Source organism: Bradyrhizobium sp. (genome assembly GCF_019242285.1).
Lineage (GTDB): Bacteria > Pseudomonadota > Alphaproteobacteria > Rhizobiales > Xanthobacteraceae > Bradyrhizobium.
Map to the genome: position 1 here is coordinate 1 of NZ_JAFAVV010000735.1, position 10564 is coordinate 10564.

Genomic DNA, 10564 nt, shown 5'->3' on the forward strand with positions numbered 1-10564 from the left:
CGATGCGATCCGACCTCCCCCTTTCAGGGGGAGGTGAAACCATCACCGTGCCCAAATGCGAGAGGCCTACACCGTGTTCCGTGGCGGGGCGGCTCAGCGCGGCGGCGGGGGCGGATCGGTCAGGCCGCATTCGGCGGCGAGGCGGACCAGTTGGGCGTCGGTGCGCAGCCCGGTCTTGGCTTTTACCAGGTAATGATAGTTCTGCACCGTCTTGGTCGAGAGATTGAGGTGAGCCGCGATTTCCTCCTTGGTTGCGCCGGCGGCGATCTGCCGCAGGATTTCGATCTCGCGCTCGCCGAGCAAATCGAGCTTCGAGCGCTGCGGGTCGAGGCTGTCGGCGGCAAGCGCGTGGGCGATGTCGTCGCTGAGCGCGCGCTCGCCGCGCGTCACGGCGCGGATCGCCCGGATCAGCGCCGTCGGCTCGGAGCTCTTGGTGACATAGCCATTGGCGCCGGCGGCAAAGGCCGCCTTCACCAGCGGCGCTTCGCCATGCATGGAGAAGACCAGAATGCGGACGTCGTCGCTGCGCGTGCGCAGCTTGCGGATCGCCTCCAGCCCGCTTGCGCCCGGCATCGAAATGTCCAGCACCACGACATCAGGCGTGTGGCTCTTGAACGCGGCATAGGCGACGGCGGCACCGTCCGCCTCGGCGACCACGCGGAAATCGCCCTGATGCTCCAGCACGCGCCGATAGCCCTGCCGGACAATCGGATGATCGTCGACCAGCAGGATCGAGATCGTCGCTGCGGCCCGACCGGTCATGCGGCGAGCGGGATCGTCGCGGCGACGCTGAGGCCACCGGAGGCGTGCGCGATCGAGAGCGAGCCGCCAAGCGCGGCGACGCGTTCGCGGACGCCGGTAAGGCCGAAGCCCGCGGATTGCGCGACCTTCGCGGCGTCGCCGCCGCCGTCGTCCTCGACGCGGATGACCAGCGCGTTCTCGCTGCCGCTGCGCCGCTCGATCCTGAGCACGATCTCGCGCGCGCTCGAGTGGCGCAGGCAGTTGGTCAGGCATTCCTGCGCGACGCGATAGGCGGTCGCGGCAACGGTGCCGCGTACGTCGGTGAGGTCGCCGCGCACATCGAGCTGCACCATGGGCCGCGCCGCATGCGGCGAGCGCCAGCTCTCGATGAGGTCGACGAGGCTCGCCTCGAGCCCAAGCTCCTCGGCCGCCGGATGGCGCAGCCGGTTCAAGGTGTCGCGCAGGCAGGCCATGATCCGCAGCGTGGCCTGCGTGATCATGCGCGCGTCCTGCGCGCTCTCCGGACGATCGTCGCTCGTCACCTCGATCGTGCTGGCGAAGGCCAGGATGGCGGACAGGTTCTGGCCGAACTCGTCGTGCAACTCGCGCGCCAGCGCGCGCCGCTCGTCCTCGCGTACCTCCAGGAGCCGCCGGGTCAACACGGCACGCTGTTCCGTCGCGTCCGCGAGCCGCTCGCCGAGATCGGTGACGGCTTGTCCGATCATCGCAAGCTCCATGGAGCGGAAGCGCGGCAGTTTCTTGCGATACTCACCATTGGCCATGCCGCGCAGCGCCGCCACGATCGCGTGCGCGGGTGCCAGGGTATGGGCGATCGCCAGCGACGCCAGCAGGCCGATCGCGAGCGCCATCAGCCAGGCGACGTCGATGACATCGAGGACGTGCTCCCAGGCGAGCCGGAGCGCGGCGTCGCTGTCCGGGACGGCCGATACCGTGCCGGCGCCGGCAAAGCGCGCGCTGATCGGCTCCGCGACCGTGGCGTGGTTGCCGAACAGCCATGGCACGATGGCGGCAAACCAGGTTGGCGGCGTCCTGCCGAGTCCGGCGCTCTGGCCGCACAGCGGCCGCTCGACGCCGATCGCAGGCTCGAAGCGGATGCAGACGCCGGGCGCGATCAGTTTCGAGGTTTCCAGCGTGCGCCAGTCGCCCGCCGGCACGAGGTGCTCGCGCGCCCTGTTGCCGCGCAACAGCAACTCCCGCCAGTACAGGGCCTGCAACGCTTGCGAGACGCGCTCGGCGGAGGCCGCCGTCGCCCGATCGACGCTGCGATAGGCGTCGATCGTCGCCCACAGCGTCGCGGCGCCAAGGCACAGGGCCACGATGACGAGCAGCCGGGCGATGAGCTGAAGCACGAGGCGCATGCCGACACCTCCCTGATTTTGAGGCACAGTAACAATCGCCAGAATGAGTGCCAAGCCTGTGATCTGCGCATGGCACGCGGCGCAGCAGGCTCGGGCAAATTTCCCGATTGTTCGCAGGCAGATCGCTTTGGACGGCCGCCGCCGGCTCACCTAACATGCCAAACGGGGACGCGCGGGAGCCAAGCGAGATGAGCCTGACCAGTTCCATGAATGGCGCCGGCATTGCGCCCTCGGCGGAGAGCCGCGAGCGCAGCGTGCTGCTGCTCTGGATGATCTTCACCGGGCTCTCGATCTTCGCCGGCGTATTGCTGTGGCGCTACGGCCTGATCGGCCTGATGGTGCGTTCCGACCGCACCTATATCTCGAGCGTTATCGTCGCGCTCTATGTCGTCACCTGCGTCCACTGCTTCTGGCGCACCCGCGCGATCACGCGGGAGGGTGAGGCGGCACGGCGCTGCCGCGCCATCCTGTCGGCGCCCGACGGACCCGGGGCGCTCGATGCGGACGCGCGGCTGTTGCCGCCGGGGCTCGTGGCCGATCACATCAAGAGCCTGATCACCAAGGCCACGACGCAAGGCGAGGGCCGGCTCGACCAGACGCTGCTGCTCCGTACGCTCGCCGACCGCCTGCGCGGCTCCAACGGGTTCGGCGCATTCTCGTCCGACACGCTGATGAAGCTCGGCCTGCTCGGCACCATCATCGGCTTCATCATCATGCTGGCGCCGATCGCGGGGCTCGATGCCGCCGACAAGGTCGCGATGCGCTCCTCGATGGGATTGATGAGCGACGGCATGGCGGTCGCGATGTACACGACGCTCGCCGGCCTGGTCGGCTCGATCCTGGTCCGCATCCAGTATTACATGCTGGACGCGGCGACGCAGCTCGTGTTCTCCGACGCCGTCACGCTGACCGAGACGCGCGTCACGCCGGCGCTGGAGCGGGCGCATCATGGATGATTTCGGGCTCTATCCGCGCGAGGAGCCGTTCGATCCCTTCAGCGTGATGCTGTTCAAGGCGCTGCAGGTGGTCGCCTTCCTGTTCTTCCTCGCGCTGCTCGCGATCTCGCCCGACAACAAGGAGGGCAAGGTCGATTCCAAGGCCGAGTTCATCATCACCATGGACTGGCCCGACAACCACCCCGACGATCTCGACCTGTTCGTGCAGGACCCGATCGGCAACATCGCCTGGTACCGCCATCGCGAGGCCGGCTTCCTCACCCTCGACCGCGACGACCGCGGCGGCGCCAACGATTTCATCCTGGTCAACGGCCGCAAGATTCCGTCGCCGATCCGCGAGGAGATCGTGACCGTGCGCGGCATCGTCGCCGGCGAATACACCGTCAACGTCTCGCATTTCCAGGCGACGACGCGGGCGCCGGTCGACGCGACCGTGAAGGTGCAGAAGCTCAATCCCACCGCGCAGGTGGTGTTCGACGACAGGGTGACGGTCGACCACACCGGCGACGAGAAGACGGCGCTGCGGTTCTGGCTCGATGCGGAGGGCAAGGTGGTCGACGTGCAGCGGCGGCCGAAATCGCTCCTGGAGACGTTCCGCAACGTCCGCGCCAACGGCGCCGATCTCGATCCGAAAACCGGCGTCAGGATGTCGCGATGAGCAGCCTGCAATCGGTGATCATCGCGCTGTCGGTCGCTTACGCACTCATCGGCGCACTGCTGCTGGTCGTGCTCGCCTATGCCCGGCTGCCTTGGCCGGCGAAGGCGCTGGCGGTGGTCGTCACGAGCGCGTTCTACATCGTGAGCTTCAACGCGACGCGCGGCCTGCTCGGCTGGGCGAGCGTCGACCGCCTGCCGGGGAGCTTCAAACTGTTGCAGGCGCGGATCGTGGAGCCGCATTCGCTGGAGGGAGAGCCGGGCGCGATCTATCTCTGGGTCGAGGCGCTGGGAGAGGACAACCGGCCAAGCGGCGTCCCCAGGGCCTTTCGTGTGCCCTACAGCGACAGGCTCGCCGGGATCACCCAGCATGCCTCCGACCAGATCGCCGCCGGCCATCCGCAGCAGGGCGGCCGCGCCGCGGATTTCGGCACCGGCGAGGGCGGCCTGATCGATGCCGCGCGCGAATACATCCTGCCCAAGACGATTCTCGAGACTTCGGGCGGCGACCCTTCGACGGGAACGTTCCAGGCCGGCCCCGAGGCCGGCTATGGCCTTTCCTTCACGCCGCTGCTGCCGCCGCGCATGCCGCCGAAGGACGCGGAGGAGCCATAGGCGGCCTTGGGCGGCCTTGGGCGGCCTTGGGCTGCCTTGGGCTGCCTTGGGCTGCCTTGCGGGCAGGGCAGGCGCTGGCGCATGCTGTCTTGATATCCCTCAAAATCTCGCGACCATGCGGGCCCTAGCATGAGGGTGGAGGAACGCGTGCTGCTGGCTGTCTTTGCGGATATTCATGCCAACCGGCAGGCGTTCGCCGCATGCCTGGATGCGGCGCGCGCGAAGGGCGCGCAGCGTCTCATCTGTCTCGGCGACTGCGTCGGCTACGGCGCCGATCCGGAATGGACGGTCGATACCGTCATGGAACTGGTCGAAGGCGGCGCGATGGCGGTGCGCGGCAACCACGACAATGCCATCGCCACATCGAGCGAAAGCATGAACGCGGAGGCGCAGGCGGCGATCGAATGGACACGCGGCCGGCTTTCCGTCGCGCAGCGGCGCTTTCTGGCCGGACTGCCGCTGGAGCTGACGGACGAGGACCGGCTCTATGTGCATGCGGAGGCCTCCAGTCCGCCGCGCTGGCGCTACGTGCAATCGAGCTCGGACGCGGCCCGCAGCATGATCGCGACATCGGCGCAGGTCACCTTTTGCGGCCACATCCACAGGCCCGCGCTCTACTCGATGTCGATCACCGCCAAGATGACGAGTTTCGTGCCGACCTCCGGCGCCGGCGTGCCGCTGTTGAAGGGGCGGCAATGGCTCGCGGTCGTGGGCTCGGTGGGCCAGCCGCGCGACGGCGATCCGGCGGCCTCTTTCGTCACCTACGACACGGCCTCGCGCGAGATCACCTATTGCCGCGTGCCCTACGACGTCGAGGCCGCGGCGCAGGCGATCCGCGACAACGGCCTGCCGTCCTGGCTCGCCGACCGGCTGTCGCGCGGAAGATAGCGCCATGGCGCCGTTCAAGCTCCAGCCCGGCGCCGAGATCGACGGCTTCACCATCGGCGAATGCGTGCATCGCGGCGGCATGGCGACGCTGTGGAGCGTGACCCGGCCGGACATCACCGTGCCGCTGCTGATGAAGGTGCCGCGCGTCGCCGAGGGCGAGGACCCGGCCGCGATCGTCTCCTTCGAGATGGAGCAGCAGATCCTGCCGCGGCTCAACGGCGTGCATGTGCCGGCCTGTTTCGGCACCGGCGATTTCGCCCAGCAGGCCTATGTGGTGATGGAGCGCATCGCGGGCGAGACGCTCTACAAGCGATTGCCGGCGCTGCCGCTCGCTTACGAGGAGGCGAGGGCGCTCGCGGCCGGCATCGCGACCGCGCTCGCCGACCTGCACCGGCAGAACGTCGTCCATCACGACATCAAGCCGTCGAGCATCATGTTCCGTGCGAGCGGTGAGGCGGTGCTGATCGATTTCGGCCTGTCGCACCACAATCACCTGCCCGATCTGTTGCAGGAGGAATTCCGCCTGCCCTACGGCACCGCGCCCTACATGGCGCCGGAGCGGCTGCTCGGGGTGCGCGACGACCCGCGCAGCGATCTGTTCGCGCTCGGCGTCCTGCTCTATTTCTTCACCACGGGCGAGCGGCCGTTCGGCGAGACCGAGACGCTGCGCGGCATGCGCCGGCGGCTGTGGCGCGACCCGCAGCCGCCGCGAAAGCTCAAGGCCGACTATCCGCCGTGGCTGCAGGAGATCGTGCTGCGCTGCCTGGAGATCCAGCCGGTCTGGCGCTATCCCACGGCTTCGCAGCTCGCTTTCGATCTCTCCCATCCGGACGAGGTCAGGCTGACCGCGCGATCGGAGCGGTTGAGGCGCGATCCGCTCTCGACGGCATGGCGGCGGCGCTTCAACCCGGAGCTGACCCTGCCGCGGGCCAAGTCCGACATCGCAGCCCAGCTCGCCGCGAGCCCGATCGTGGCAGTCGCGATCGACACGGCCGAAGGTTCGGAGGAATTGAATGCCGCATTGCGCCTCACCGCAGGGCGGATGCTGGCGACGCTGCCGTCCGCGCGGCTCGCCTGCGTCAACGTCCTGAAGCTCGGCCGGCTCACCATCGACCGGACGCTCGACGAGGCCGGCCACAACAAGCACGTCGACCGTCTGGTGGCGCTGCGGCACTGGGCCTCGCCACTCGCGCTCGACGAAGGCAGGCTGACGGTTCACGTGCTCGAAGCGGTCGATGAGGCGTCCGCGATCCTGGAATTCGCGAACGCCAACCGCGTCGACCATATCATCATCGGCGCGCGGGCGGATTCGATGCTGCGCTCGCTGCTCGGCAGCGTCTCGGCGAAGGTCGCCGCGGAGGCGCCCTGCACCGTGACCGTGGTCCGGCCGCCGCGAGCAGCCTCTGCGCCGCGGGGGGAAGCCGGCACGTCGGGCGCGGCCGCCGGCTGATCAGCCGCGCTGCTCGAACCGCAACAGCTTGCCGCTCAGGTCGAGACCGTTATGTGCGGCCAGATCGAGCGCTCCGTGACCGCAATGATTCCTGATCCTGACGTCGGCCCCCGATGCGAGCAGCGCGGCGGCGACGTCGGCGTGACCGCGGAAGGCGGCACAGATCAGCGGCGTCGAGCCGCCGAAGTCGCGGGCATTGACGCGGGCCGCGCCGGCCAGCAACGCCTTGACCGCTTCGACATGGCCGCCATAGGCGGCCTGGTGCAGCGCCGTCTCGCCGCGGTCGTTGCTCGCATTCGAATCGGCACCGTTGCGCAGCAGGATCGAGACGATGTTGGTGTGGCCGTGCGCGGCCGCGAGCATCAGCGGCGTGTCGCCGTCGCTATCGGTCGCGCCGACATCGGCGCCGGCCGTGATCAGCTCCATGACGCGCTCGGTGTGGCCGCGAAACGCGGCGAGCTGCAGCGCCGCGCCGTAGACGCTATCGGCCGTCGTGCGCTGGCGCGGCCGACGATTGGCATTCTTGCTCATGAGCGACTCCCAATTCGTTCTCTTCTGGAATTATCGGATTTGGCAGTGCAACAAGGCCTTTGATGCCGGGCGCAATGTCAATTCGAGTGTTTAACTACCATCAATCGGCGGCTCGTGGTCGTCTGATTCCGACCTTTGCAAAGGCCCGTGTCGAAATCGAAGATGATGTTGCAATCGGACCACTAGATGAATCGCATGCGTCCGATTTTGGGACGGGAGTCTTGCGAGGCTGATGCCGGAGCAACACACGCCTCGCTCCGCGGTAGTCATTCGAGGCGTTGCGCGCTCTGGGTTGCAAGGACGTCTACCTGTTTGCCGACTCGGTCAAGTCCGTAAACTTCCGGGCTGTGGAACCAACTGGTTGGTTGCATTGCACATGGTGGTTCGGGGCGGAGTTGTGCCGCTGCACAGGCCGCGTGCTTCGCCGTCGCACCCGGTCGTTTCCGTAATTCTGCGGCGGCAGGCGTAGGTCGGTACCGTCCATCGCCGCTATTCGCGGTCGGCGGGTGCGGGCTTTACCCGATGTGCACCTGTGTTCGGTATCTGCCGCATGCAGGGGAGAGAAAATGACTCGCTTGAAGTCACATGTTCAGCGCGCCCTGGCGAGCCTGTCGAGAGGCCTGGACAAGCTAGCGCGCCGGGTCGGCCGCTACGGCGTCGCGCTGAGCGGCATCGGCGCGATCGGGCTCGTCTGGGCGGGCGTGCTCTACAGCGTCACGGAAGAACGCTCCAGGACCGGGCGCGACGCGCTGCATGACGGCTCGAATTTCGCGCGCGCCTTCGAGGAAAGCATCGTCCGCGCGATCCGCGCCGCGGACCAGACGCTGCTCTACGTGCGCGATTCCTACGCCAGGGATCCACAGCACTTCGACATGTCGTTGTGGGCGAAGAACAGCCAGTTCCCGACCGACTTCTCGTTCCAGGTCGTGGTCATCGACAAGGACGGGATCATGCTGACCAGCAGTCTCGACCAGACGAGCCGGATCGACCTGCACGATCGCGAGCACTTCCGCGTTCATGCTGACAGCACCGAGGACTTCCTGTTCATCAGCAAGCCCGTGTTCGGCCGGGCGTCGAAGAAATGGTCGATTCAGTTAACGCGGCGTATCATCGGCATGGACGGCAAGTTCGCGGGCGTCGTCGTGGGGTCGCTCGATCCGGAATACCTTTCGCGATTCTATGAGTCGGTCGACGTCGGCAAGAAGGGCACCGTCACCCTGGTCGGCCTCGATGGCATCATCCGCGCCGGCGGCGGCGGTTCTTCCGCCGCGGCCGTGGGCACCTCCATGTCCGAAACCGTCATCGCTGACCTCGCGCGGCAGGGCAGCGGCCACGTCACCGTGCGGAGCCGGAGCGACGGCGTCGAGCGCATCCTGTCCTATCGAAAGCTGCGGGACTATCCGCTGGGCGTCATCGTCGGTCTCGCCACCGAGGATGTGTTCGCCGACTACGCGCATGACCGCGACCAGAACATCCTCGCCGCCGTGCTGCTCAGCCTCGGCATCGTCGTCGTGACCGTCCTGATGATGCGCTATCAGGCGGGCCTCGCCAGATCGCGCGACGCGGCGGAAGCTGGCAGGCGCGCGCGAAGCGAATTCCTGGCGATGATGAGCCACGAGATCCGGACACCGATGAACGGCGTCATCGGCCTCGCGGATCTCCTGGTCGCCGGCGACCTGCCGCCGGAGCAGAAGAAGATCGCCGCTACGTTGCGGGAATCCGCAGACTATCTCCTGCAGATCCTCAATGACGTGCTCGATCTGTCCAAGCTCGACGCCGACCGGCTGGAGATCGAGCACGTCGAGTTCGAGGTGCATCGCACGGTCCAGGCGACGATCGCCCTGTTGATGTCGCGCGCCCGCGCCAAGGGATTGGCGCTGACCGCGGCGATCGCCGCCGACGTGCCCAAGCGTGCGGTCGGCGATCCGGCCCGCATCCGCCAGGTCCTGTTCAACCTCGTCGGCAACGCCATCAAATTCACCGAGACCGGCGGCGTCGAGGTCGGCATCAAGGCGGAGACCGCGGGCGAGGCGCTCACCCGGCTGGTCTTCACGGTGACGGACACCGGTGTCGGCATCCCGCAGGATGCCGTCGGCCTGCTGTTCCGCGAATTCTCGCAGGTCGACAGCTCGATCTCGCGCCGCTTCGGCGGCACCGGCCTCGGGCTCGCCATCTGCAAGCGCCTCGTGGCATGCATGGGCGGAACGATCTCGGTCGCGAGCACGCTCGGCAAAGGTTCGACCTTCACGTTCTCGGTACAGGTGCGGCCGCAGGAGGAGCCTGAGGCCGTCGCACAGGTCGAGACGCACGACGCATCGATCGTGCCGACTGCCAATGATGCTGGCGCGATGAGAATCCTGGTTGCCGAGGACAACCCGACCAACCAGTTCGTGATCAAGAAGCTCCTGGAGAAGCTCGGCTTCAGGCCGGACTTGGTCGAGAACGGCGTGCAGGCGGTCGCCGCGGTGCAGAAGCAGCCCTACGATCTCGTGTTGATGGACATGATGATGCCGGAGATGGACGGCTTGACCGCCTCCCGCACGATCCGACAACTGCCGCCGCCGGCCTGCGACGTCTACATCATCGCCCTGACCGCCAATGCGACCCAGCAGGACGCGATCGCCTGCCTGAGCGCGGGCATGAACGACTTCGTCACCAAACCTGTCAACCGGGAACGGCTGGGCGCGGCACTGCTGCGCTCGCGCGAGGCTCCCCAACCGCCAAGGCTGATCGCATGAGCGAGAATCCGATCTGCAACAAGGCTGCCTATCTGCAGCTCTGCGAGGACGTCGGCGACGAGGAGGCCGCCGACGTGCTGCGCGCGTTCCTCGACGATACCCAGCTCAAGGTGAGCGCATTGTCCTCGGACTCGCAGCGGGCGCACATCAAGACCGAGGCGCACTCGCTCAAGAGCTCGTCGGCAACCTTCGGTTTCCTGAAACTGTCGGAACTGGGCCGCAGCCTCGAATCCGGCACCGAGACCATGACGACGGGCGACGTGCAGAAGGCGATCGAAATCATCCAGGCCGTGTTCGACATCACCGAGCGCTTCGCGCGCGCCGAGCTGTTGTCCGAGACGGCGGCGGCCTGAGCCGTATCCGCTGGTGCAGAAGGATCGTCATTGCGAGGAACGCAGCGAGGAAGCAATCCATCTATCCCCGAGCTGAGGCGTGGATTGCTTCGCTTCGCTCGCAATGACGGTGGAGCAAGCTGTGTACATCCCGGTCGGGGCCGTAGGGTGGCTAGGGCGCGAAGCGCCGTGCCCACCATTATTTCAATAGCACTGCTCTGAATGGTGGGCACGCTTCTGCTTTTGCTTGGCAAGCTTTCCGTGCAAGACGGCGCTTAGT

The 10564-nt window shown here is 67.2% G+C and carries 10 protein-coding genes; 7 read left to right on the plus strand and 3 right to left on the minus strand.

Annotation, left to right across the window (positions count from 1 at the left end; all coding sequences use genetic code 11):
• Window positions 1-93 precede the first annotated feature (93 nt).
• Together JOY90_RS29765 and JOY90_RS29770 are read right to left on the minus strand one after the other, a co-directional pair.
• Window positions 94-762, minus strand: coding sequence for a response regulator transcription factor (locus tag JOY90_RS29765; RefSeq protein WP_291694670.1), 669 nt, complete (start codon window positions 760-762; stop codon window positions 94-96).
• On the minus strand, window positions 759-2120 hold the full coding sequence (locus JOY90_RS29770; RefSeq protein ID WP_291694671.1) for a histidine kinase: 1362 nt from the start codon (window positions 2118-2120) through the stop codon (window positions 759-761). Before JOY90_RS29770 ends, JOY90_RS29765 begins: the two co-directional genes overlap by 4 nt.
• Window positions 2121-2308: 188 nt before the next feature.
• Here JOY90_RS29770 and JOY90_RS29775 point away from each other — a divergent pair, with 188 nt between their 5' ends.
• From JOY90_RS29775 to JOY90_RS29795, 5 genes are all read left to right on the plus strand, one after another.
• The gene (locus tag JOY90_RS29775) at window positions 2309-3076 is read left to right on the plus strand and encodes a MotA/TolQ/ExbB proton channel family protein (RefSeq protein ID WP_291694672.1); all 768 of its coding nucleotides are present in this window, start codon (window positions 2309-2311) and stop codon (window positions 3074-3076) included.
• Window positions 3066-3734, plus strand: coding sequence for a hypothetical protein (locus JOY90_RS29780; protein WP_291694679.1), 669 nt, complete (start codon window positions 3066-3068; stop codon window positions 3732-3734). The genes JOY90_RS29775 and JOY90_RS29780 overlap by 11 nt, the downstream gene beginning before the upstream one ends.
• Window positions 3731-4345: a hypothetical protein gene (locus JOY90_RS29785; RefSeq protein ID WP_291694673.1), complete on the plus strand. Its 615-nt coding sequence runs from the start codon at window positions 3731-3733 to the stop codon at window positions 4343-4345. The genes JOY90_RS29780 and JOY90_RS29785 overlap by 4 nt, the downstream gene beginning before the upstream one ends.
• Before the next feature lie 147 nt (window positions 4346-4492).
• Window positions 4493-5233 carry a metallophosphoesterase family protein gene (locus JOY90_RS29790; RefSeq protein WP_291694674.1) on the plus strand — a complete coding sequence of 247 codons (741 nt, stop codon included), beginning with the start codon at window positions 4493-4495 and terminating at the stop codon, window positions 5231-5233.
• 4 nt (window positions 5234-5237) lie between these two features.
• Window positions 5238-6683: a bifunctional serine/threonine-protein kinase/universal stress protein gene (locus JOY90_RS29795; protein WP_291694675.1), complete on the plus strand. Its 1446-nt coding sequence runs from the start codon at window positions 5238-5240 to the stop codon at window positions 6681-6683.
• Here the strand turns inward: JOY90_RS29795 and JOY90_RS29800 are convergent, their stop codons facing one another.
• The gene (locus JOY90_RS29800) at window positions 6684-7214 is read right to left on the minus strand and encodes an ankyrin repeat domain-containing protein (RefSeq protein ID WP_291694676.1); all 531 of its coding nucleotides are present in this window, start codon (window positions 7212-7214) and stop codon (window positions 6684-6686) included.
• A gap of 566 nt (window positions 7215-7780) precedes the next feature.
• Here JOY90_RS29800 and JOY90_RS29805 point away from each other — a divergent pair.
• On the plus strand, window positions 7781-9952 hold the full coding sequence (locus JOY90_RS29805; protein ID WP_291694677.1) for a hybrid sensor histidine kinase/response regulator: 2172 nt from the start codon (window positions 7781-7783) through the stop codon (window positions 9950-9952).
• Window positions 9949-10305, plus strand: a complete 357-nt coding sequence (locus JOY90_RS29810) for an Hpt domain-containing protein (protein ID WP_291694678.1) — start codon at window positions 9949-9951, stop codon at window positions 10303-10305. Before JOY90_RS29805 ends, JOY90_RS29810 begins: the two co-directional genes overlap by 4 nt.
• Window positions 10306-10564 lie beyond the last annotated feature (259 nt).

Bases quoted from the DNA above. Each gene is read 5' to 3' on its own strand.
- JOY90_RS29765 (WP_291694670.1), bottom strand. From the start codon at position 762: ATGACCGGTCGGGCCGCAGCGACGATCTCGATCCTGCTGGTCGACGAT.
- JOY90_RS29770 (WP_291694671.1), bottom strand. From the start codon at position 2,120: ATGCGCCTCGTGCTTCAGCTCATCGCCCGGCTGCTCGTCATCGTGGCC.
- JOY90_RS29775 (WP_291694672.1), top strand. From the start codon at position 2,309: ATGAGCCTGACCAGTTCCATGAATGGCGCCGGCATTGCGCCCTCGGCG.
- JOY90_RS29785 (WP_291694673.1), top strand. From the start codon at position 3,731: ATGAGCAGCCTGCAATCGGTGATCATCGCGCTGTCGGTCGCTTACGCA.
- JOY90_RS29795 (WP_291694675.1), top strand. From the start codon at position 5,238: ATGGCGCCGTTCAAGCTCCAGCCCGGCGCCGAGATCGACGGCTTCACC.
- JOY90_RS29800 (WP_291694676.1), bottom strand. From the start codon at position 7,214: ATGAGCAAGAATGCCAATCGTCGGCCGCGCCAGCGCACGACGGCCGAT.
- JOY90_RS29805 (WP_291694677.1), top strand. From the start codon at position 7,781: ATGACTCGCTTGAAGTCACATGTTCAGCGCGCCCTGGCGAGCCTGTCG.
- JOY90_RS29810 (WP_291694678.1), top strand. From the start codon at position 9,949: ATGAGCGAGAATCCGATCTGCAACAAGGCTGCCTATCTGCAGCTCTGC.